The sequence below is a fragment of the Microcoleus sp. A003_D6 genome, assembly GCF_036702825.1.
In the GTDB taxonomy this organism is placed as follows: Bacteria; Cyanobacteriota; Cyanobacteriia; order Cyanobacteriales; family Microcoleaceae; genus Microcoleus.
In genome coordinates this window covers 1-23,709 of record NZ_JAUBWA010000033.1, presented here as the reverse complement: position 1 = coordinate 23,709, position 23,709 = coordinate 1, and the positions used below count along the sequence as shown (strand labels likewise).

The 23,709-nt window shown below is 45.7% G+C and carries 13 protein-coding genes and 1 pseudogene; 6 read left to right on the top strand and 8 right to left on the bottom strand.

Annotation, left to right across the window (positions count from 1 at the left end):
- Positions 1 to 151 precede the first annotated feature (151 nt).
- The 3 genes from QUB70_RS11740 to cobA form a co-directional block, all read right to left on the bottom strand.
- Positions 152 to 544 carry a type II toxin-antitoxin system death-on-curing family toxin gene (locus QUB70_RS11740; protein WP_332980452.1) on the bottom strand — a complete coding sequence of 131 codons (393 nt, stop codon included), beginning with the start codon at positions 542 to 544 and terminating at the stop codon, positions 152 to 154.
- Positions 531 to 722, bottom strand: coding sequence for a DUF2281 domain-containing protein (locus tag QUB70_RS11735; protein ID WP_332980451.1), 192 nt, complete (start codon positions 720 to 722; stop codon positions 531 to 533). The genes QUB70_RS11740 and QUB70_RS11735 overlap by 14 nt, the downstream gene beginning before the upstream one ends.
- 136 nt (positions 723 to 858) lie before the next feature.
- Positions 859 to 2,439: a uroporphyrinogen-III C-methyltransferase gene (cobA, locus tag QUB70_RS11730; protein ID WP_332980450.1), complete on the bottom strand. Its 1,581-nt coding sequence runs from the start codon at positions 2,437 to 2,439 to the stop codon at positions 859 to 861.
- A 163-nt stretch (positions 2,440 to 2,602) separates the two neighbouring features.
- On the opposite strand from cobA, the gene QUB70_RS11725 reads away from it, so the two are divergent.
- Positions 2,603 to 5,038 carry a class I SAM-dependent methyltransferase gene (locus QUB70_RS11725; RefSeq protein WP_332980449.1) on the top strand — a complete coding sequence of 812 codons (2,436 nt, stop codon included), beginning with the start codon at positions 2,603 to 2,605 and terminating at the stop codon, positions 5,036 to 5,038.
- A 115-nt stretch (positions 5,039 to 5,153) separates the two neighbouring features.
- Here the strand turns inward: QUB70_RS11725 and QUB70_RS11720 are convergent, their stop codons facing one another.
- The 4 genes from QUB70_RS11720 to QUB70_RS11705 all read right to left on the bottom strand — a co-directional run bounded on the left by QUB70_RS11720 (position 5,154) and on the right by QUB70_RS11705 (position 17,270).
- Positions 5,154 to 14,996, bottom strand: a complete 9,843-nt coding sequence (locus QUB70_RS11720) for a tetratricopeptide repeat protein (protein ID WP_332980447.1) — start codon at positions 14,994 to 14,996, stop codon at positions 5,154 to 5,156.
- The gene (locus QUB70_RS11715) at positions 14,986 to 15,237 is read right to left on the bottom strand and encodes a hypothetical protein (RefSeq protein WP_332980445.1); all 252 of its coding nucleotides are present in this window, start codon (positions 15,235 to 15,237) and stop codon (positions 14,986 to 14,988) included. Before QUB70_RS11715 ends, QUB70_RS11720 begins: the two co-directional genes overlap by 11 nt.
- Positions 15,222 to 16,217, bottom strand: coding sequence for a homogentisate phytyltransferase (locus QUB70_RS11710; protein WP_442927771.1), 996 nt, complete (start codon positions 16,215 to 16,217; stop codon positions 15,222 to 15,224). Before QUB70_RS11710 ends, QUB70_RS11715 begins: the two co-directional genes overlap by 16 nt.
- Positions 16,218 to 16,316: 99 nt before the next feature.
- A complete protein-coding gene (locus tag QUB70_RS11705) occupies positions 16,317 to 17,270 on the bottom strand; it encodes a methyltransferase domain-containing protein (RefSeq protein WP_332980442.1) in 954 nt (317 codons plus the stop codon).
- 215 nt (positions 17,271 to 17,485) lie between these two features.
- Between QUB70_RS11705 and QUB70_RS11700 the strand changes: the two genes are divergently transcribed.
- On the top strand, positions 17,486 to 18,820 hold the full coding sequence (locus tag QUB70_RS11700; protein ID WP_332980440.1) for a TrkH family potassium uptake protein: 1,335 nt from the start codon (positions 17,486 to 17,488) through the stop codon (positions 18,818 to 18,820).
- A gap of 141 nt (positions 18,821 to 18,961) precedes the next feature.
- A complete protein-coding gene (locus QUB70_RS11695; protein WP_332980438.1) occupies positions 18,962 to 19,657 on the top strand; it encodes a potassium channel family protein in 696 nt (231 codons plus the stop codon).
- Positions 19,658 to 19,990: 333 nt separating this feature from the next.
- On the opposite strand, the gene QUB70_RS11690 is transcribed toward QUB70_RS11695, so the two are convergent.
- Positions 19,991 to 20,224, bottom strand: a complete 234-nt coding sequence (locus tag QUB70_RS11690) for a hypothetical protein (RefSeq protein WP_332980437.1) — start codon at positions 20,222 to 20,224, stop codon at positions 19,991 to 19,993.
- Between the two features lie 662 nt (positions 20,225 to 20,886).
- On the opposite strand from QUB70_RS11690, the gene QUB70_RS11685 reads away from it, so the two are divergent.
- The 3 genes and pseudogenes from QUB70_RS11685 to QUB70_RS11675 form a co-directional block, all read left to right on the top strand.
- Positions 20,887 to 21,486, top strand: coding sequence for a sulfite oxidase-like oxidoreductase (locus QUB70_RS11685; protein WP_332980436.1), 600 nt, complete (start codon positions 20,887 to 20,889; stop codon positions 21,484 to 21,486).
- Positions 21,487 to 21,603: 117 nt separating this feature from the next.
- On the top strand, positions 21,604 to 22,203 hold the full coding sequence (locus tag QUB70_RS11680; RefSeq protein WP_332979977.1) for an IS607 family transposase: 600 nt from the start codon (positions 21,604 to 21,606) through the stop codon (positions 22,201 to 22,203).
- Positions 22,194 to 23,192, top strand: a pseudogene (locus tag QUB70_RS11675) (RNA-guided endonuclease InsQ/TnpB family protein); the annotation flags it as partial. The gene QUB70_RS11680 and the pseudogene QUB70_RS11675, both read left to right, overlap by 10 nt.
- Between the last annotated feature and the right edge of the window lie 517 nt (positions 23,193 to 23,709).

Sequence of the window (23,709 nt, the reverse complement as noted above, 5' to 3'; positions counted from 1 at the left end):
TAGTTTTATTGGTGATTTGACGCTTGATGCGATCGGCTTTGTTCTTTAGTGATAATTTTACTCGCTTTTTTGTTCCGCGATTCGCTATTTCAATGTAGCGTGAGTACGCCGCACCTTACTTAATCTCAATGAAGGCTGCCCAACTTACTTATTAAAGCTCAAAAATACATGACTCGAACTCGGTGGTTAGTTCTTCCTTAGTCATGGTTCCCCGTGCGACTCGCATAACTAAATCAAATACTTCATCGTCCGTCAAATTCAGAGCGCAACCATTCAAACGCAAAAAGGTATCCATCACCGCAAAAGCCGATCGCTTGTTACCGTCAATAAACGGATGATTCATCGCTATGTGGTAGAGATAAGCAGCAGCTTGTGCGGCAATTGTCGGATGCAACAATTGACCGCCAAAAGTTGCTTGCGGTTGAGCCAAAGCCGACTCTAACAAACCTTCGTCTTTAACGCCGGAAGTGCCGCCAAAGCTAGAAATTTGGTCGTCATGAAGTTCTAGCACTTCCTCTAAAGATATAAATTTAGGAGTTTGCAAGGCGACGGTAAACCTCCTCTCGTTCTTTTTTAGATGCTAAATAGGCTTTCCAAACATCGCTTTTTTGGGTTTGAGTGCTGTGCTTTGTCTGTAAAGTGAGGACAAACTCAAGCACTTCTTCCATTGCGGATTCGGGGACTCGATCTAATTCTTGAAGAATCTGTTCTTTTGTAGTCATGTTTCCTCCTAATTATCTTACAACCTTTTGGCAGCTTATCTCCCCTTCTTAGTTTCGCGTTGCGCGGACGAAAGTTTTTGTAGCCACAGTTTCAACCGCCGAGTGATTTTTTAGTGTCCCCGTAAATTGCGCGGTTTCAACCGCCGGGTAATTTTTGATATACTGCCACCCACTCAACGATCGCCTCAGTCAATCCATCTAAGGTATATTCTTTGGCTTCCACATCTAACTTACCCAATAAATTATAGCAACTTTTAGAAGTTTCCGGCCCGATGGAAGCGATGCAAACATTTGTTAGCCAATCCTGAGATCGGGACAATTCCGGGCTTGGTTCTATGAGCTTGCAAAAATTTTGAACGGTTTTGGAACTTGCAAAAGTTATGATATTTACGGCTTGATTTTCGAGTGCGGAGAGGGCGATGGGGTCGATAGTTTCGGGACAGCAAGATTGGTAAGCTGGCACTTCTATTACTTGCCCTCCTTTGGCGGTAAATTCTTTAACTAAAACTTCTCTGCCGCCGCTTTCTACTCTGGGAAATAGGATTTTGCAGTTTTGCAAGTTGTCGGGGAAGTTCTCGACTAGGGAATCGGCGACAAAGTTGGGGGGGATAAAGTCTGGTTTTAGAGAGTGCGATCGCAAACTTTCTGCTGTTTTTTTCCCGACAACTGCGATTTTAATGCCAAACAAGCTGCGGGCGTCTTTGCCTTTTGCTTGCAATCGTTGAAAAAAGCAGTCTACAGCGTTGTGAGATGTAAGAATTAACCAGTGAAAGCTTGACAATTGTGCGATCGCGCTGTCTAATGGTTCCCAACTCGAAGGTGGCCCAATTACCAAGGCGGGCATTTCGATAACGCGGGCTCCTTGTTGCTGGAGTCGATCGCTAAATTCAGCCGACTGAGAAGCCGATCGCGTGACTAAAATGGTTTTTCCTGCTAGCGGCAATTGGCTGTGGTTAGCGGTGACTAATGTATCGCTCATGTTTGTGCTTTCTGGCTGGATTAAATATTCGCGCAATCTGACTACTTCCCCAATTATTATCGCGCAAGGCGACAGAGATTGACCTGCTGTTTGCTGTACGATGTCGGAGAGAGTGCCGAGCCAGATTTGCTGTTCGGGGCGGCCGCAATCTCGGATAATTGCGATCGGAGTTTTGGGCGATCGTCCGTGCTTTTGCAATTGCCAGACTATCTCGCTCAGATTTCGCCCTCCCATCAATATTACCAAAGTTTCTATCTGCACTAATGCTTCCCATTCCAGAGCATCCGGCTCGTGGGCGCTCATTACTGCAAAACAGCGGCTCATCACCGGATCTGTCAGGGGAATTCCTGCTAGTAAAGGTGCGGCTAATGCTGATGAAATTCCGGGTATTACTTCAAACTCGCAGCCCGCTGCGATCAATGCTTGAATTTCCGAACTGGAGCGACCAAAAATAAACGGATCGCCGCTTTTGAGGCGGATTACTTGTTTGCCTAACTTGCAGTGTTCTACCAGCAAACGGTTGATTTCTTGCTGTTGAGTCGATGGTTTGCCGCCGCGTTTTCCGACTTCGATTTTGAGACAAGTTGCTGGGATTAATTCGAGTTGGGGGATATCGATGAGAGCGTCGTAGATTAAGACTTCGGCTTGGGATAGCAGTTTTTGCGATCGCACTGTCATCAAGTCACAATCTCCCGGCCCCGCACCAACTAGATAAACTTTCCCTTTGTAGTTTTTCATAAGTCCTCCTCAATAGTATAATTTAAGGAAGAAGGAAGAAGGAAGAAGGAAGAAGGAAGAATGAGCAATTATGAAATAACAAATAACCAATGCCCAATGCCCGATGCCCAATGCCCGATGCCCATTCCCCAACGCCCATTCCTTAACCAGAAATCCTATATTTATGCAGATTATCATCATCACGGCCGCCGATGCAAATTACTTTGAACTGGTGCGAGGCACTATTTTATCGGTGCGAGAAAAACCAGAGGGGGCTAATGTGGCGATCGGCTTTTTCGATCTCGGCTGCACTCCCGAACAGTTGCAGTGGCTGGAAACACAAGTTAATATCATTCAAAAGCCCGATTGGGACTTTGACTTTCCCGGCAAAAATGAAGCTCCCGAACATTTAAAAGGACTATTAGTTAGACCTTGTTTGCGAAAATACTTTCCCAATTTTGATATATACCTTTGGATTGATGCAGATGCTTGGGTTCAAGACTGGAGAGCCATTGATTTGTTTGTTGAAGGAGCATCGCGCCGGGGACTGGCAATTGTTCCCGAAGTTCACAGGGCGAGCTTGCAGCAGTACGGGCAACTTCCTCAGTTTTGGCAGTGGGTTTATCAGCAATACGAAGCTAACTTTGGTGAAGAAGTTGCCAATCAATTATACAGTTATCCTATCTTAAATGCCGGAGTTTTTGCTCTCCGAAAAGATGCTTTGCACTGGGAAATATGGGCGGAAAAACTAGATCGAGGATTGCAAAAATCCGGCTGTGTCATGACAGATCAATTTGCCCTAAACCTAGCTGTTTACAGTGGTGAATTATTCAATTTCACTGAAATGCTCCCAGCTTGGTGCAATTGGATATTCAACGGTTTTCCGGTTTGGGACAAGCAGCGAGGCTGTTTTGTGGAGCCGTACTTGCCGCAGGAGGCGATCGGCATTTTGCATTTAGCTGGCCGCCAGCAGTTTGACCGAGTACAATTGATGGCAACTGATGGCGATATACTGGAAATTAGCGTCCGTTATCAACCTAAAAAACAGGAAGCAATACAAATATTTCAAGAACCCAAAATGACTTACCAACAACCTGAACTTAGCAAAAATAATTTATTACAACCAGGGGATTATATTTCCCCAGGATTCCAAATAATTATACCTGACTCCTATTTTCCCAATATGATTGTTGCCGATCCAAATGCGAGTAATTGGCCTTATTTGCGCCGGGAAATCCCGCATAATTGGTATGCAGACCGGCGCCATCCATTCATCGGGTTTTTGAATCGCGACGAAGCACACATTCTTTACAATACTGCTCTGCAATTCAAAGGTAAAAAAGCATTAGAAATCGGCTGCTGGCTGGGTTGGTCAGCCTGTCATTTAGCCCTCGCAGGAGTTGCCTTAGATGTCGTCGATCCGCTATTAGAAAGAGAAGACATCAGACAAAGCGTCATCGATTCAATTCAAGGCGCTCTAAATGCGTCTGGCGTTCAAACATCAGTCGAGCTAATACCTGGCTACAGCCCCCAAAGAGTCGAAGAATTTGCCACTCAATTCAACCGCAAATGGTCGTTAATTTTTATTGACGGAGAACACGGAGGAGCGGGGCCGTTAAATGACGCAATTGTCAGTGAAAAATTTGCCGAGGCAGATGCGATAATTTTATTTCACGATTTAGTTGCTCCCGATGTTGCTAAAGGTTTAGATTACTTGAAAGAAAGGGGATGGAATACAGTAATTTATCAAACAATGCAAATTATGGGTGCTGCTTGGCGGGGCAATGTCGAGCCTGTAAAACATCAACCAGACCCCAATATTTCCTGGGAGTTGCCAGCACATTTGCAAGGTTATTCAGTCAGCGGTATGCCCGTTAGCAAAGAGTTTCCTAAACAAAAAATGCCAACGTTACAACAGCAAAAATCACAGACCATTATTCAAAGCAGCAAATCGTCACCGCAAACTTTTCCTACCAACTTTAAAAATATTTTGTCAACGGTTCGCCCCTATACGCTACTTAGCGAATCGAGACTGTTTTCTCTTTATTGTTTGGCAAAGCAAATATGTGTGGAAGATGTGCCGGGAAATTTTGTAGAATGTGGAACTTGTAAAGGCGGATCGGCAGCCTTAATGGCATTTGTAATTAAACATTACAGTCGCCGTCCGAGAGTGCTGTATGCTTTTGATACCTTTGAAGGAATGCCGGCACCTACGGAGATCGATCGACATCAGGGAATACCTGCAAATCTCACCGGTTTTGGCGAAGGAACTCTCAAAGCTTCAATTAGTGAAAATTTGGATAAAATCTGTGAATTACTGCAAGTTAGAGATATTGTTGTACCGGTTAAGGGATTATTCGCCCAGACTTTACCCAAATACAAGTCAGCAATAGGAAGTATAGCATTTCTGCACGCTGATGGAGATTGGTACGAGTCAACAATGGATATATTTAATACGCTTTATGACAGCGTGATTTCTAATGGTTTTATTCAAGTTGATGATTACGGACACTGGGAGGGCTGCAAGCAAGCAGTACACGATTTTGAGAGGATGAAAGGCGAGTCATTTTCTCTGCATACAATTGATGAAACAGGAGTGTGGTTTCAAAAGTTGAAATAATATTAAGTGCGGCAGATTACCTGTAACAATACCAAATTTTGGCTTTTTACCCCCCTTTATTCTTTAGTCCGCGAAGGCGGACTTCGTTTGTGTAGACGCGGTTTCAACCGCCGTCTTATCTCACATTGAGTATCACATCAAGAAAACGCTTAACCTGTTTTTCCCAAGTCCAATCAAGCATAAAATTCGCCGCAGCTAAACCGCGACTTTTCGCTTGTTCGCGATTAGTATAAACTTGTTCCAAAGCCTCGACAACTTCTTCAACCTCTGACTCTCCCCAACCTTCTACACCGGAAAAATGAGCAGTCGGTTTAACTCGTCCTTGACTCGATAAAGGATAGCAAATGTTGCTGTATATCAAGTCTAAATGACCAGTATTTGCTGATAAAATAGTCGGAATTCCGCAGGCCATACTTTCCATCGCGACTAAATTAGTGCCGCCTTCGCAGCGGTTGGTGAAAACAGCGCAGTCGGCTTCTCGCAAAATTTGTCCGGTGAGGTGATTCGGAATTAAGCCGATGTCGATAAAAGAGTCAACGGGCAAACCGTTAGCTGCTAACCATTGGGAAATTCCTAAACTTCCATCGCGGTTGATATTGGGAAGTCCGGCAACGTTTCCGGTTTGTTCGATTCCTAACATATACTGAGGCCAGAAGTTGTGCCATGTTGTTAGTAACAAAGCCTCTGGATGTTTGGCGCGAAATCGTTTGAAAGCGGCAATTACAATATCTTGACCTTTGCGATATTCCAATTTGCCGCCAGAGAAGATGACGAAGCGATCGCCAAATAGATTAGATTTGGGTGCAGGATGGAAAATTGTTGGGTCAATTCCTTGATGTACCATCGCCACATTAGTCAAGCCACAGCTTCTCAAAACATCGGCATTCCAGTTGGAACCGGCGACAATCACACTATATTTTTTGGCTGTTTCTAGTGCTTCTGTTGTAATTCGCGTGTCTTCAAAAAATATGACTCCTATTTGACAAGGACTGGTAATTTGATTCTCAACTCCAGACGATGCTAAATTATTCCCCAAAGCGTAAAGTACGGGAAAATTACAACTGATTTGTTTGTCGGAATTAGCTGCAACTAATTCCTGAAAAGTTTTATGCTTTTCAATTACAGGTAATAACAGCGATTTATGCAGCGGATTCATCGATTGTGAGGTGATTGATGGCGGTGCTAAAAGTGCAACTTCCCAGGCGGGATTTTGTAGCAGTTGTAGTGTTAAATTCAGGCCGTAAATTCCCCAACCGCTGGTGATGCTGAGCGGCCAACTAATGCCGATTCCTGTAATTTGTGGGGGAGTTTGTGGGGGTTGGATTTGAGGCGGAGTATCAGAATTTGGGTTACCAGGCTGAGTCTGGGAACGAGTAGATTGTAGGGGCGGTGCCCCCGTGCCCGCCCTCTCTAGCAAGGCTGCTTTTATACGATCGCACACTCCATCCCAATCACCGGCTTTTTGCTGCCTAAACAGACGCACAGAGGGATACCAAGGGCTATCTTCGCGATCGAGCATCCAGCGCCAATCGGGAACAAAAGACAGCAAAATCCAGACTGGTTTGCCCAAAGCACCGGCTAAATGTGCCACAGAAGTATCTACGCAAATTACTAAATCAAGCTGCGAAATAATTGCTGCGGTGTCGGCAAAATCGACGCAATATTCGCTCAAATCTTCAATTTGCTGTTGATTTAATAAAGTAATATCGCCCGCTGACAAATCTTTCTGAAGACTGTAAAAACTCACTCCCGGAACATCTAAAAAATTCACAAAATCGCTCAATTTACACGATCGCCGATGATTATGGCGGTGCAGCGGGCCGCCCGCCCACACAATACCTACTTTTAGTTTATTGTTCGGCTCTATGGAAAATTTAAAATCCTGTGGTGGAGCTAAATAAGGAATATTCGCCGGTATATTTTTCAAAGTCGTTCCCAGAATTCGCGGCAAACTTAGCAGGGGGGCTTGCACTTGAAAATCTATCAAATCGCTCGGCCTGACTCCTACTCGATCGACTCCGGCAATTCCTTCAAATAAACGCTTTAGCAAGACATGACAAGCAACAACAACTTGGCCGCCTTTTTGCTTAACTAAAGGCGCGTAGCGGATAAATTGTATCGTATCGCCAAAACCTTGTTCGGGGTGCAATAAAATTGTTTTTCCCTGCAAATCAGATCCGTCCCAAAGTGGTTGCTCAAAAGAGCGCTGATCCAATTGTTGAGTTTCCCAGCGCGATTCGTACTCTGCAAAACCCGCATCAAAATTCCCAGTTAAAAGCAAAGCTAATGCTAGTCTCAAGCGCCAATTTGGCGAGTTGGGACGTAGTTGAATTGCTTTATTATAAAAGTCGATCGCCTCTACGACTTGTCCCTGTTCTTCGAGGGCAGAACCCAAGTATAAGTTGGTTTCGCTCAGGTTGGGATTGGTTTCTAGCGCTTGTTTGTAGTGCGAAATAGCCTCGGCTATTTGCCCGTTTTCCTGTTTGAGATAACCTAAATAACTGTGGGCTTCTGCGTGGCTGGGTGAGGCGGCAATTACTTGTTCGTAACGAGCGGCTGCCTCTGCTTTTTTACCTTGTTTTTCTAAGGCCTTTGCTATGTGAAATTGTACCTGTGCGGGCGATAAATAAAATCGAGGCGAAGCCTCGGGCTCTGCGTTCCCAGTCTGAGCCTGGGAACGAGTAGATTGTAGGGGCGGTGCCCCCGTGCCCGCCCTCTCTTGCAAAGCTATTTTTACCCGATCGAATACTCCCACCCAATCGCCCGGTGTTTGCTGCCGAAACAGCCGCGCAGTCGGATACCAAGGGCTGTCTTCGCGTTCCAACATCCACCGCCAATCCGGCATAAAACACAGCAAAATCCATACTGGTTTACCCAAAGCACCGGCTAAGTGCGCGACAGCAGTATCCACACAAATTACTAAATCTAGTTGCGATATCACCGCCGCAGTATCGGCAAAATCGTTCAAATTGTCGCTCAAATCTATCACGGGAATTTGAGTTAACAAAGTACGATTTTCCGCCGACGCTTCTTTCTGAAGACTGTAAAAACTTACACCGGGAATATCTAACAATTGCAGAAAATAGCTTAAATCGCTCGATCGCTGAAAATCCTTAAAATGTTCCGAACTTCCCGCCCACGCAATCCCCACTTTGAAATTGCGATCAAAATTTAGGGAAAATTGCCAATTCGGTGGCGCAGCTAAATAAGGAACATTTGCCGATATATTTTCTAAATTTGTTCCCAGAATATGAGGCAAACTCATCAGCGGTGCTTGCACTTGGAAATCTGGCAATTCATCCATCCGAACCGCCACTTGTTCGATCCCAGGAATTTGCTTAAATAAACGCTTCAGTTCTTGATAGCAAGAAATGATTACTTTGCCACCTTTTTGCTGCACAATTGCCGCGTATCGCACAAATTGAATGGCATCGCCCAAACCTTGTTCGGATCGGAGCAAAATAGTTTGTCCGTTCAAATCTGAACCATCCCAAACTGGTCGATCAAAATTCAACCGTGGCAATTTTTTGGCCTGTTCTGTTTGCCACCGCCACTCGTATTCGGCTAAACCGCGCGGCAACTCCCCAGTCAACAGCAAGACTAAGCTTAAATTGAAGTGAGCTTTAACACAATTTGCATCAAGTTCTATAGCTTTATTGTAACACAATATTGCTCGATTCACGTCTCCTAATTGTTCAACAGCACTGCCTAAATTAGTAATAGCTTCTAGATAATTAGGGTTCAAAGATATGGCTCGTTCCAAGCTAGAAATTGCCTGTTCTATTTTTCCCGCAGCCAAGCATAACGTTCCCAGGTGATAGTGTGCTGTAGGATTGTGCGGTTCTACTTCAATTGCACGCTCGTAAAGCCGTTCAGCCTCGGCTAGCTGAGATTGTGTTTGCATCGCCGCACCCAAATTTACCAGCGCTGGCGCATAATTGGAATTGACAGAAAGTGCTTGATGAAAATAGGCGATCGCACTTGGCAACTCGCCCTGCTGCTGGAGTATCGCGCCGAGATTGTTGAGAGCTTTGACGTAAATCGGATTCAGGGCGATCGCCTTTTGAAAGCAAGATATAGCAGCCATTATATTGCCTTGATCTTGCAGCAAAATACCCAAGTTATTGTGGGATTGAGCGCAGTTAGGGTCGATTTCGATCGCACGCTGATAATAGGTGACAGCTTCGGCTAAATTGCCTGTTTGGTGCAGTGTCACTGCCAAATTAGTGGTAGCCTCTATCGAATTAGGCTGCAAAAATAAAGCATTTTTAAAACAAGCGATCGCCTCAGAAAATCTACCTTCCGCTTTCAGAACATTTCCGCAATTAAACTGTTTTTGAGCTAAGTCAACAGGGGGGTGAGTTTCTATTAGTATTTGAGCTTCCTGATGCTGAGAAATTCTTTCTCTGAGCGCCAAACTAGCTTGTTCTAAAACTCCTTCCCAATCTCCCGCTGTAGACTGGCGAAAAAGCCGCGCCGTGGGATACCAAGGACTATCCTCGCGTTGCAACATCCACCGCCAATCCGGCACCAAACAGAGCAAAATCCACACGGGTTTGCCCAAAGCACCAGCCAAGTGTGCCACACAAGTATCTACACAAATCACTAAATCCAAAGCCGAAATTGCCGCCGCAGTATCCGCCAAGTCGTGCAAATAAGAGCTTAAATCTGTTACGGGCATTTGCTCTAACAAAGCGCGATCGTCTGCTGTCATTTCCTGTTGCAAACTATAAAATTCGGCTCCGGGAATATCTAACAGTTGTCTCAATAATTTTAGGGGTAACGATCGCACCTTATTTTGGGAATTTTTAGGATTTCCAGACCACACAATCCCTACTTTCAAATTAGTAGTTGGATTAAGAGTAAATTCCCAACCGGGCGGCGGAGCTAAATAAGGAACTTTCGCCGGTATAGTTTCTAAAGTTGTTCCCAGAAGGTGAGGCAAACTCATTAGCTGCGCGTGAACTTGAAACTCCGGCGCATCCTCTGGATTAACTATTAACCCATCGATTCCCGAAACTTGTGCAAACAAGCGCTGCAAGTGCGGCAAACACCAAACAACTACCCTACCGCCTTTTTGTTTGACTAAATCTGCGTAGCGGATAAACTGAATTGCATCGCCTAAACCCTGTTCCGGGCAAAGCAAAATAGTTTTTCCATCCAAATCTTTACCATCCCAAAGTGGCTGAATAAAGTTGTGGGAGCGGAACTGTTTTTCTTTAACTAGGAGTCGCCATTCGTACTCGGAAAAACCGCGCTGAAAGTCTCCCGCCAGCAGCAAAGCTAAACCTAAATTTAGGTGAGATTCGGGATTCCCAACATTGAATTTAACTGCTTGGCTGTAGCAGGTGACAGCATCTACAAATTGGCCGCGATCGCGCAAAGCACTTCCCAAACTGGTGAGGGGATTGATATAACCGGGTTTGAGTTCGATCGCCCGACGGTAACAATCGATCGCCTCTGCCATTTTTCCCGCTTCCTCAAAAGCTTTGCCGAGATTGTTCAAAGCTTCTGGAAAATCGGGTTTCAGGCTCAAAGCTTGCTGATAGCAGCCGATCGCATCTTCAATTTTGCCCTGTTTTTGCAGGACAATTCCCAGATTGCAGCGAGCCTGTGCATTGGCTGGCAATTGCTGAATCGCTTGCTGGCAAACGGCTAGAGCCTCATCTAACTTGTCTTGCTGTTGCAGGGAACTCCCCAAACCGATCAGAGTTTCTGCTAAATCCGGTTGCAGTGCAGTTGATCGCTCGTAGTATGCGATCGCACGGTCAATTTTGCCCTGTCGGATCGAGGCGTATGCTAGGTTGTGCAGGGCCTCCACATAATTTGGATCGATCGCGATCGCCCGTTCGTAATTCGCGATCGCCCGTTCGTAATTCGCGCCCGCTTCCTCCCCTTGTGTCTCCAAAGCAATTCCCAAATTCAAATAAGCCACCGCGCAATTAGGATTGACTTGAATCGCTTGCTCGTAGCAGCTTACAGCCTCTGCCACATCCCCTTGCTCTTCCCGCAACAGGCCCAAATTAATCAGCGCTTCCGCGCAATTCGGGTTCAAAGAAAGCGCCCGCTCATATTGTGCGATCGCCTCTTCAGTCTCCCCTGCTTCTGCCAGCGCGCTGCCCAAATTGCTTGCAGTTTCCGCCAAATTCCCGTCGATTGCTAGGGCTTGTCGGTAGTGCGCGATCGCCTCTGTTAGCCTGCCCGCTTGTTGTTTGACAACGCCTAAATTGCTGTGAGCGGCTGCATAATTTGGATCGATCGCGATCGCTCGCTCATAACATTCGATCGCAGCGCCAAAATCGGCTTGCTGCTGCAAATCCACGCCCAACCGAAACTCTGCATCCGCCGCATCCGACGGCACAAATGCAGCAGCAACCGCGCCTAGAGCTTCCGCCACCCGATCGAAAACGCTCTCCCAGCCGCCCCGCTGATGCTGCCGGAACAGCCGCGCCGTCGGATACCAAGGACTATCTTCACGCTCCAGCAGCCACCGCCAATCCGGCGAAAACGCCAGCAAAATCCACACTGGTTTGCCCAAAGCGCCCGCCAAATGGGCGACAGCGGTATCGACACTAATGACTAAATCCAGTTTGGCGATCGCAGCCGCAGTATCGGCAAAATCGCCAAAATGCGGGCTCAAATCTACGATCGACGTTTGATTCAACAGCGCGCGATCTGCCTCGGAAACCTCTTTCTGCAAGCTGTAAAAACTTACGCCCGAAACATCCAAAAGCGGCAGAAACTGACTTAAACTGCACGAACGCTGCTTGTTTTTGCGGTGTTTTGGATTCCCCGCCCAGACAATGCCAACTTTTAAAGTGCGATCGGGCAAAAGTGCAAATTCAGCACCCGCTGGCGGAGATAAATAAGCAGTATTTGCCGGTATTGTTTCCAGATTTGTACCAAGAATATACGGCAAACTCAACATCGGCGCTTGCACATCAAATTCCGGCAGTGGCTCGCCTTTAACTATTAGCAAATCAATGCCATCAACCCTTGCAAACAAACGGTGCAATTGCGGGTAACAGCCCACAATGACCCTACCGCCTTTATTTTTGACGATCGCAGCGTAGCGAATAAACTGAAGCGAATCACCTAAACCTTGTTCGGCGTGCAGCAAAATAGTCTTTCCCACCAAATCAGAACCGTCCCATAGCGGCCGGTATTCTCTCGCCGAAACTGTATTTTCCGGCCCCGTCAAAAAACAGGAATGACCAGTGTGAAATTCTTTAATTTGCCAGCGCCACTCGTATTCAGCGAGACCATTTTCCAAATCTCCCATCAACAGCAAAGCCAAGGATAAATTCAGGTGAGCGCTAGCATGATTTGGACTTAAATGAATCGCTCGTCTGTAGCAGGCGATCGCATCTTCTACCGCGCCTTTTTCCAGAAACGTCCTGCCTAAATTGTTGATAGCTTCCACAAAATCCGGCAGCAATTCTAGAGCTTTGTGATAATACTCCAGCGCATCTTCTAAATTGCCCTGTTCTTGCAACACTGTTGCCAGATTGTTGTAAGCTTCCCAGCTATGCGGATGAATTTCCAGCGCTCGTCGGTACAGCTCGATCGCCCTTAAAAGTTCACCTTTTTCTTGCAGCGCCACGGCTAAATTAATCAGTGCGGGCACGAAATCCGGTTGAGCTACAAGAGCTTGCTCGTAATGTGCGATCGCCTCTTCCACTTGACCTTGTTCCTCAAAAATCTTTGCCAAATTGTAAGCGGTTTGAGGAATATTTGGATCGATAGCTAAAGCTTCTCGGTAATGGGGGATAGCTGCGTCTAATTCGCCCTTTTCTTGCTTGAGAAAACCAAAATTAATCCGCGCTTGAACGCAATTTGGCTCAATAGATATAATCTGTTCATAAAGGGCGATCGCCTCTTCCCGATCGCCTGTTTCCATTAACTGTTCTGCTTGCCGCAATAAATCCTCTAAAAAAACCGGATTCTCGCCACCCGTTTCAATCGCAACCGATGTCTCAATCCCCTGCGATTGCTTAGCTGTGGAGCGTTCCGCTAACCCTTCGCTCGTCCTCAGAAATATTTGTTTACTCTCTTTAACCACGCTTGCACCTGTCATTTTGAGAGCCACAGAATCGAGGTCAGGCTTAGTATTAGCAGTCATTGCTAGTGAAACGAAATCAAGCTGATCCTGGGCAGAATCCTCGGAATAACTAGCAGTATTGGCGATCGCAAATAAACTCAAAGCCGCCTGTACTTCCTCAAACAATTCTTGCCAACTTTCCGGCTGACTTTGGCGAAAAAGCCTCGCAGTTGGATACCAAGGATTATCTTCACGATCCAGCAGCCAACGCCAGTCAGGAGCAAAAGAAAGCAGCACCCAAACCGGTTTTCCTAAAGCACCAGCTAAGTGCGCCACAGCCGTATCGACACTAAGGACTAAATCCAGTTGAGATATAGCCGAAGCGGTATCAGCAAAGTCGTTCAAATGCGGAGTTAAATCCGGCACTAAGTGTTGGTTCAACAAAGTGCGATCGCTCTCTGATAAGTTTTTTTGTAAACTATAAAAAGCGATTCCCGGAACATCCAAAAATCTAATAAAATCGCTCAATCTGCAAGAACGGTGATTGTCTTTCCGGCGCTGCGGACTCCCCGCCCAAACAATCCCTACTTTTAATTTTGCATCAGAAGAAAGCGCAAATTTGCACTCAGCAGGCGGATATAAATAAGGAACATTTGCCGGTATTGTTTCCAGAGTTGTCCCCACAATTCGCGGCAAACTCATCAGCGGCGCGTGAACGTCAAATTCTGGCAAACCCTCAAGACTAACTGATAAATATTCAATGCCGGCAACTGTCGCAAACAACCGCATCAGTTCTGGATAGCAAGCCACCATAACTTTAGCGCCTCGGCTGCGAAGAATCGGCGCGTAGCGAATAAACTGAATCGAATCGCCGAAGCCTTGCTCTACGTGCAGTAAAATAGTTTTTCCCTGCAAATCCGAACCATCCCAAACCGGCTGTTTAAATTGCCTCGGTTGTAGTTGCGGAGTGCGCCACCGCCACTCATATTCAGCAAAACCGCGCTGATAATCTCCAAACAATAGCAAAGTTAAAGCTAATTCCAGGTGTGCGGCGGCGTTGTCGGGCTGCAATTCCAAGGCTCGACAGTGACAAGAAAAAGCCTCTTGAAATTGCCCCCGATCGACAAAAGCGTGTCCGAGGTTGTTAATAGCCTCCACAAAATCCGGCTTCAGTTGCAATGCTTGCTGGTAGTGTGAAATTGCTGCTTTTGTATTGCCTTCTTCGTAATAAAAGGCTCCTAAATTGTTCTGAGCTTCGGGATTATTTGGCTCTAGTTGTACAGTTTTCTGGTAGCAGTTGAAAGCTTCGGCTAATTTACCCTGCTGTTGCAAAACTGTTCCCAATCCCATCAGAGAATATGTCAAGTTTGGATTGATTTGTAAAGCGTGCCGATAACAGGCGACTGCCTCGTTTAATTGATTTTTTTGTTTAAATAAATGTCCTAAGTTGTGCGCTGTTTCGTGCAGGTTGGGGTCGAGCCGGAGCGCTGTTTGGTAATATAAAACTGCCGATTCTATTTCGCCGATTTGCTGTTTGATCCAGCCCAAATTATTGTATGCTAGTGCGGAATTTGGCTGTATTTTGATGATTAGTTCGTAACTGGCGATCGCCCTTTGATACTCGCCTGTATCCAGCAAAACCTGAGCCTTGTTTAAATGTGCTTCTACAAAATCGGGATTTTGGGCGATCGCCCGATCGTAAAAGTCGATCGCCTCCGCAACTTTTCCCTGCTGTCTAACCGCTATTCCCAACAAACACAGCACGTTTGCTGATTCCGGCTGCACTTCTACGATCTGCCGGTACAAATTTTCAGCTTCTAACAAACGTCCCGCTTGGTGATGTTCCCAAGCTACTTTCAAAGATTCTTCTGCACCCAATTTGCAGGCAGATTTTCGCGATTTTTTTTTAGAAGCCATAGTTGTCTTTGTTGTTTGGGAGTTCGCTAACTGCTAATTGCCAACTTGTTCTAATTATGTTAACTATTCCTTCCTTCTTCCTTCTTCCCCCTTCCCCCTTCCTTCTTCCTTCTTCCTTCTTCCTTCTTCCTTCTTCCTTCTTTCCCCTTCCCCCTTCCTTCTTCCTTCTTCCTTCTTCCTTCTTCCTTCTTCCTTCTTCCTTCTTCCTTCTTCCTTCTCCCCCTTCTACCCCAACAAACAAGCTGCGGGAAAAATCAAATATTCTAAGAAAAACAACTTCCAGATAAACTGATAAAATGCAGCAATTTCTGTTTGAGCCTCCAAATCAACTTTCGCACTCCAAAACCACATCAAACCCAAAGCCACCAAATGAGAAACTGCCAGAAACACTAAATTAACATTAGACAATACGACTGCTCCCGCCAAAGTCGCGCCCAAATAGCAAACCGTCAACACCCAGCGAGATAAATTAAAGACGGCCGGCTTGCCCAGCTCGATCGTAAACGTAGTAATATTGTATTGCTTGTCGCCCTCCATGTCGGGGATATCTTTAAAAATGGCGATCGCAAACGTAAACACCACAACAAAAGCCGTCAGCACCCAAACTTCCGCAGGAATCTCAAAAGACACACTCTTCAAACTCCAGCCCGAAAAAGCGCTTTTTGCCCCTCCCAAACCCAACACCCAATTAAAGTGCAAAAATAACCCTAAATTTACGATCGCGCCCCGCACCGTAAAAATGCACAGCGCCGCCCAAAAAGGAAACCGTTTCAGCCGAATTGGCGGCAGAGAATAAGCAGTCCCGATCGCCAAACTAACGCCAACTGTAGCCAGCAAAAACGGGCCTTGCAAAACAGCAATCAAAATTGCTATAATACCCGCAGTGGCAACAATTAATTCTCCGGTTTTCCGAGAAAACACTCCCGAGGCGATCGGCAAATACGGCTTATTGATTTTATCAATTTCAACATCTTCTAACTGGTTCAATCCCACAATATAAATATTGCCGCAAATGCAGGACAACCAAGCAAAAGCTAGGGGCAAAAATACAGGATTCACAAACAACCGAGCGCTTTGGGCGATCGCGTACAAAGCCAGCACGCTCAACGTAGTGCCCACAATTGTGTGGGGTCGAGAAAACTCCCACAATGCGCTCACCCAGCTTTGCGGAGCCGAGCCATTTTTATCACTCCAAGACTTGCCAATCGAATCGTTGCCCATAAATCTCACACCCGCACCAAACAAATAATATTCTGTAGGGTGCGCAATGCGCACCTTACTCATCAACTCAAAACTCAAAACTTCTCCGATCTATCCCTGTTATTTTACAGCACAAATCAGCCCGAAACGAATCAATCCGCGCTGATATCCGCGGCTCATCAATCCGAGAGCAAGTGCAGCTTGAATCGTCGTCCAACCGCTCGTCAGCAAACCCCAAATCGCGCTCGGAGTAAAAGCAGAATCGATCACCACATCCCAAAAAGGAGCAACAGCTTTTGACCAATCAGCGCTGCGAATACTTGTCAAAGGCAAACTGCGGACAATATCCTCGTATTCCGGCAAAGAAATCACGTAAGGCAAAGCATAAACCCGGTAAATTTCTGCCAATTCCTTTCTCTCTTCATCAGTTAATTCTCCCGCCGTTTCTCCCACTGGGCGGTGACACCAAGTTGCCAAAATCAAAGTTCCTCCCGGCTTGAGGACGCGGCAGCATTCCTGCAAAAACTTAATTTTGTCTGGCATATGTTCGCCACTTTCGAGCGACCAAACCAAGTCGAATGACTCGTCAGGAAAAGGCATATTCAAAGCATCGGCCACCAAAAAATTCACATTGCTTTCCATGCCAGCAATTTTAGCGCGTTCGGTCGCTCTGTTGGCCTGTACCGGACTCAGAGTAATCCCGGTCGCTGTAACGCTAGCGCCCGTTTTAGTTTGTTCGGGCGAAAAGCTAAAATCTCGATCGACCCCGCCATCCAACTTTAAATTATTTTGAGCGATCGAACTAAACTTTTCGGTCAAATAAAGCGTGCTGCCGCCGATCCCGCAACCGACATCGAGAATGCGGTAAGATTCACAGAGTGCCTTCTCTGACGGTACTCCAGCCCAGCCCAGCAGTTCTTCTATCAAATCTATCTGAGCCTGTCGGCGCTCTTTTTTCAAATTGCCATCCGGGCCGTAGTAACCGTGGTGCATATGTTCGCCCCACACCTGCTCCCACAAACCGCTAGAAGCGTCGTAAAGTTGCTGAATTTGCTGGTAAAGTGTTGATGTCATCGCCGGATCGCAAGTTATTAAAGGAATTCTACCGTTATTTTCCCGCTGTTGTCATAGAATTTGCCGATTGAGTTCGATCGACCGCAGGTACTCGCCAGACAGAGATGTTCTGATTTCAAGCCCGACGATCTATTTGTCGGTTCCCTCTCAAATCTCAAATCTATTTGTGGATTCCCTCTCAAATCTAAAATCTAAAATCTAAAATCTAAAATCGAATGACTGTCTCGCGAACCATTTGCTTGGGCTTTCTCGCCGTCATCACCGCAGGTGCTCTATTACTGATGATGCCCTTTTCCACAATAGATGGAACTTGGAGCGATCCAATAACAGCACTGTTTACCTCTACTTCCGCTGTCTGCGTCACCGGCTTATCGGTAGTTGATGTCGGAAAATATTACTCTTTTTGGGGGCAACTGTGCCTACTTTTGCTCGTGCAAATAGGAGGCTTGGGCTACATGACAGCCACGACTTTCTTACTGCTGTTATTGGGCCGCCACTTTTGCTTGAAAGACAAAATTGCCCTGCAACAATCTCTTGACAAACCTGGACTAGCCGGCGTATTGCAACTCGTGCAGTCAATTCTAGCAACAACCATTTTGTTTGAATTAACTGGAGTGTTTTTGCTGATGTCAGTTTTTGTCCCAGAATACGGATTTAAAGAGGGCGTGTGGTCTGCTATCTTTCACAGCGTTAATTCCTTTAACAACGCCGGTTTTAGCATCTATTCAGATAATTTGATCGGCTACATCAGTTCGCCTATGGTTAACTTCACAGTCAGCGGTTTAATCATATTTGGCGGAATCGGCTATCAAGTAATTATGGAAATGTACCTGTGGCTGCGCGATCGCTTCAACAAAAGCCAGATTTGCACAGTTTTTTCCCTAAATTTCAAAGTCGTCACCACTACAACGGCGGTCCTTTTAATTTTAGGAACGCTAGCCTTTTTGGTGCTGGAATACGACAACCCAGACACTTTCGGCTCTCTAAATTTTCCTCAAAAGCTGATGGCAGCTTGGTTTCAATCTGTTACTCCCCGGACGGCGGGGTTCAATACAATTAGCATTGGCCAAATGACCGAAGCCTCGCTATTTCTGACTATCGCGCTGATGTTTATCGGCGCCAGTCCTGGCAGCACCGGCGGCGGAATCAAAACCACAACTTTTAGGATATTGTTTTGCTGTACCGCAGCAGTTCTCGAAGGCCAGGAAGATGTGGAGTGCTATCAGCGTCAAATCCCGCCAGCAATGATTCTGAAAACCATTAGCGTAGTCTTCGGTTCCCTGTTGGTCGCGTTCACATCTGCAATTTTAATCGAGCTGACCAATCCCCAAGTAGAATTTATCGCAGCCCTGTATGAAGCAGTTTCAGCTTTTGCCACGGTCGGTCTTTCCACTGGGATTACACCCACGCTTTCGGCGATCGGTAAGTTGGTTTTGATTGCTACAATGTATGTAGGTAGAGTTGGGGTGCTGCTGCTGATGAGTGCTGCACTCGGCGACCCAAAACCCAGGCCTTTTAAGTATGCTGAGGAAAGTTTGTTAGTTGGATAAAAAAAATCCTGCCTAGTTGCTGATAATCTAAACAATGGGTGACAACCCAAATCTACTTTTACAACTTACCTACAAATCAAAAGGAGGCGGCGCTGTCTCTGCTAAAATTTAAACAGCAAGACGCTCAGCGCTGGATATTCAGTGAACCTGTCATCTTTAAATTTTTTTCGCAGTTTGCGCGCCGAAAACAAGCAGTTTGCAGTTATTGGTTTGGGACGATTCGGCAAAGCTGTGTGTTCGACCCTGCATGACTTGGGTTACGAAGTCCTCGGGGTTGACACCGACGAAAAAAAAGTAACTCAAGCTTTGAACGATCGTATAGCTGCTCACGTTGTGCAGTTAGATTCTACTGAGCCTAGCGCTCTTAGGGGAGCGGGTATATTTGAATTTGAAACAGTGATTGTGGCGATCGGCAATTACTTAGCAGAAAGCATTACCACCACCCTAAATCTTAAGGAAGGCGGGGTAAATCACGTAATAGCCAAAGCTTCCTCGGAAACTCACTTGAAAATCTTGCAAAAAGTCGGCGCAGATCATGTGGTTTTTCCCGAACGAGAAATGGGCTGCTCTTTGGCCCGAATTCTTACAAAACCCAGCATTTTAGAACGCTTTGACCTCGACCCAGATCACAGCATAGTTGAGTTGCTCGTTCCGGAAAAGTTTGACGGTAAAACAATTTCGGATTTGGATCTCCGGCGCAGGTATGGTTTGAACTTGCTAGCAGTCGGTCGCACCGACAAGTTCGAGATCAATCCGCAGCCAAACGAACGATTGAGCAAGGGCGAGGTGATGGTAGTAGTTGGTTCTAATAAAGATATCAATCGCTTGCCAATTTAACAGCTCGCCATTTTACGCACATACAGCAACAGTCCTGGACTCATAAATCCGGTTTCTTGGGTTCCGAGTGCCTAAGTTCTAAACAAGTCTTGCGGGATATGTGAAAATTTCAGCCTCCGATAAATCCGGTTTATCTTAGATAAACCGGGTTTCTCGGTCGATCTTTATGTTCTAATTTTTAACCGAAATATGTAAATTGACTTTCACCAATGCTCGGGTTGTTTTCGCCGTTGTGACCCACTCTAGAAGCTAGCCAAACAAATACCGAAAATTTCAACAACGTAGATCACCCGATCGCGCTCCCCCAATCATAGGAGCGCTAGCGCTGAAAATTTAGCCTACATTCAAAATATCTTGCAGGTAAGCTTTGCCCAAAACCAGCACCGCCAAGACTAGAGCGAGTTGAACAGGCCAAGGACACACGACCAGAAACCAAATTAACGAACACACTCCAATAATTGCAGCTATGGGAGCCGGAATCCCGTCTAGCGTCCTGTTGTCAGTCCCGGCAGTCACCCACCCAGCAATCAAGCAGACTGTCAACGGAATCAAGCAACTTGCGATCATGGTTTTTACCCCCATCAAAATTTTTTTACATATGACATTTGAGCATATTGTAACAATACATCAAAGATTCGGAAATGCACCATAAATTGCGATAAAATTTAAGGTTAGGTAACTAATACGCTAAAGCCATACTTTTTAATTTTTAGCTTGGGATCTCTCCGAAGGCAGAAGTAGGTCGGCATCAGTCAGAATTTTGGGATTTTTCTTTCTGCTGGAGTGATGAAAGCTTTCTACCTTGAGATGAATTGCGATGCGCCCATCCCTGCAAGTTATACTCAGGATTGCAGTCAGTTACTGTAGAGCGTCAGCACCCCCGACTGAAGTACGGGGGCTTCGAGCCTCCAACTTTAGGTAGCTGACCAGCCTAAGTCTCTTGAAGACTACGTTATCGGCAAGCGTTAAAGCTCCTACCAGGGAATGCGTAGCTAGTTCACTGCTCTAGAACCAAAGCGTTAAACATCTCTAAGGGGTTTAAGGACGTGCGCTTTGGAAAACCGACCGATAACTTTGGCGAAGCTAACTTTACCCCAGAAATGGGTGTTTGAGGACAACCATATCCTCTCGGAGGGGACACCATACCCCTCCACCCCGTGGGGGGATTTAATTCAATGTAAAGCCGTCCTAGAAGGACGGGGCTTCAGACCCAAATTTTCGGTGAATCAATGCTGGGAAAATTTTTTCGCAAGCCAGAATCAGAAAACAGCGATCGCGTCCCCCCGGGTCAACACCTCGCCAACGGCTTTCCCGTGCTGACCTACGGCGATACACCCTCGGTCAGCATTGAGAGTTGGGAATTTAAAGTCTGGGGATTGGCAAAACCAAAAACCTTCACTTGGTCGGACTTCCAGGCCATGCCCCAAAGTAACTTTACAGCAGATTTTCACTGCGTCACCCGCTGGTCAAAACTCGACGTGCAGTGGACTGGAGTCAAAGTCACAGATTTTATGAACTACATAGAACTCGATCCGAAAGCAGTGCACGTTCTGGAACACTGCTACGGCGGCTACACGACTAACATTGCTCGCGCCGACTTCCTTCGAGAAGAAAACTTTTTCGCCCACACCCTCTTCGGCGAACCACTATCCCCAGACCACGGCGGCCCGATGCGGCTGGTAGTTCCGCACCTGTACGCTTGGAAAAGCGCCAAATGGATTAACGGCCTGGAGTTTACAGAAAACGAAGAACTCGGTTTTTGGGAACGCAACGGCTACCACCGGCGGGGCGAACCTTGGGCCGAGGAACGCTACAGCGGTTTGTTTTGATGCGGTCGCGAGCCAGCAAGGACTTGCCGAGAGCTTCTATATACGGTATTGTAAAACTTCGTTAAGTTTATAAGCATTTATAAGCAATCGTGGTAATATATAGTCAGGAGATCGAAAATGAAACTACCTGACTACGCCAAAGCAATAGGCATAAGTTACACAACTGCATGGCGGTGGTGGAAAGCAAACAAGCTACCACATCCGGCACGGCAAACAGAAAGCGGTTTAATCATAGTTGATTATTTGCCACCAGTATCATCGGCCCAAATCAAGAAAAACCGAGTTGCCATTTATAGCCGAGTCTCGTCTTCTGAAAACAAAGACAATCTCAATCGTCAATCAGAACAACTCACTGAATACGCAATTGCTAACGGCTATCAAATTGTTAGAAATGTCAAAGAGATCGGCAGTGGATTAAACGATAACAGAAAACAGTTAGAAGCACTGTTACAGCAAAATGACTACGACATTTTACTGGTCGAACACAAAGATAGATTAGCTCGCTTTGGTACAAATTACCTAAGCGTATTGCTTTTTCGGTTAGGAATTAAACTAGAAATAGTCAATCTAGCGGAGAACGGGAAAGATGAACTAATGCAAGATTTAGTGGCAATAGTTACAAGTTTTGCTCCTCGACTTTACGGGCAGCCCCGTGCGAGTCGGAAAACAGAAAAAATAATCGCCGAACTGAAAGATGGAGGTTCTGAATGCAACTAACAGAACGACACATTATCAAATCCACGGAACATCGTTTCGCCCAAATTGACGAACTAGCTTTCAAGTCCAAAAACCTCTACAATGCCGCCAATTACGTCATTCGTCAGAGCTTTATTTATGGATGGGGCTATGTTAATTACAACGAAATGAACCGATTGATGAAATTTCATGAAGCCTACAAGGCAATGCCTGCTAAAGTTAGTCAGCAAATCTTAATGGTTTTAGACAATAATTGGCAATCGTTTTTTGAAGCCGTCAAAGCTTACAAAACTGATTCTTCTAAATTCACTGGTCGCCCCAAACTACCGAAGTACAAAGATAAAGTTAAAGGACGAAACATCCTTGTGTACACGATTCAAGCAATTAGTAGCAAATTCCTAAAAAAAGGAATTGTTAAACTTTCGGGTACAGATTTTTTAATTAAAACCCAGGTAAATCCCAACCAGATTTGTCAAGTTAGATTGGTTCCCAAATGCGATTCGTATGTAATTGAGGTCATTTACGATGAACAGGAGTCCACCGCCAGCTCGGACAATCTTGTGGCTAGTATTGATTTAGGACTGGGCAATTTAGCAGCGCTAACTTCAAATCAACCGGGATTTATCCCTTTGTTGATTAACGGGCGACCACTAAAATCGATTAACCAGTTCTACAATAAACGCAAATCCAGATTACAATCTCAGTTAAAAGGGAATCGTCAAACTTCACCCAGAATTCAGCGATTAACTCGCTGTCGCAATCAGAAAGTTGATAATTACTTGCATCATGCTAGTCGTGTGATTGTTGACCATTTGGTAGTAAACCAAATTGGAACGCTGGTCATTGGCAAAAATGCACAGTGGAAAACCGATATCAATCTAGGTAAACAAACCAACCAAAATTTTGTCAGCATTCCTCACTCTCGATTAATTGAGATGTTAGAATACAAAGCTCGGCTGGTAGGAATCACCGTAATCGTACATGAAGAATCCTACACATCCCGCTCCAGTGTGCGTTTCGTTCTGAAGAAACCCAGAAATGGGGGGATTTCAGGCTCTAACAAGGTAATCCAATATGGATTGAGTTCGCACTTTAATCCCTTGTTAGATGACAACTTGTTCGTCTTGTGGGTGAGAACATTGTTCAAGTCCCATCCCGCTGGTGCTGCGGTGAAAGCATCACCCCTACGGTAGCGATTAGCCATCAATCCGTAAAGCGGGGTGAAAAGGCGGTAACTGGAAAACCTATTCTAGAGTCCCGTCGAGCAGGAGCTTATGGGTAGCGAAAGCAAAGGTACATCCGAACCATCGTGATCGATAACCAGCGAAACAGGTTGATACGCTGGGAGTCCCAAAAGGGCAAGGATTGGTAATAAAGGGATTCTACCTTCAATTTACCACAGGGTTGGCAATTACTGGTTTGACCAACTAAGCACTCTGTAATAGACATATCCAAAATAGAAACTCTTGTGGTAAAATAGTAGAAAGTTAGTTTTTTACCACGAGAATATGAGTAACCTATTAAATT

Coding starts and splice junctions, on each gene's coding strand:
- QUB70_RS11735 (WP_332980451.1), bottom strand. CDS start 722: ATGACTACAAAAGAACAGATTCTTCAAGAATTAGATCGAGTCCCCGAA.
- cobA (WP_332980450.1), bottom strand. CDS start 2,439: ATGAAAAACTACAAAGGGAAAGTTTATCTAGTTGGTGCGGGGCCGGGA.
- QUB70_RS11725 (WP_332980449.1), top strand. CDS start 2,603: ATGCAGATTATCATCATCACGGCCGCCGATGCAAATTACTTTGAACTG.
- QUB70_RS11720 (WP_332980447.1), bottom strand. CDS start 14,996: ATGGCTTCTAAAAAAAAATCGCGAAAATCTGCCTGCAAATTGGGTGCA.
- QUB70_RS11710 (WP_442927771.1), bottom strand. CDS start 16,217: ATGGGCAACGATTCGATTGGCAAGTCTTGGAGTGATAAAAATGGCTCG.
- QUB70_RS11705 (WP_332980442.1), bottom strand. CDS start 17,270: ATGACATCAACACTTTACCAGCAAATTCAGCAACTTTACGACGCTTCT.
- QUB70_RS11700 (WP_332980440.1), top strand. CDS start 17,486: ATGACTGTCTCGCGAACCATTTGCTTGGGCTTTCTCGCCGTCATCACC.
- QUB70_RS11690 (WP_332980437.1), bottom strand. CDS start 20,224: ATGATCGCAAGTTGCTTGATTCCGTTGACAGTCTGCTTGATTGCTGGG.
- QUB70_RS11685 (WP_332980436.1), top strand. CDS start 20,887: ATGCTGGGAAAATTTTTTCGCAAGCCAGAATCAGAAAACAGCGATCGC.
- QUB70_RS11680 (WP_332979977.1), top strand. CDS start 21,604: ATGAAACTACCTGACTACGCCAAAGCAATAGGCATAAGTTACACAACT.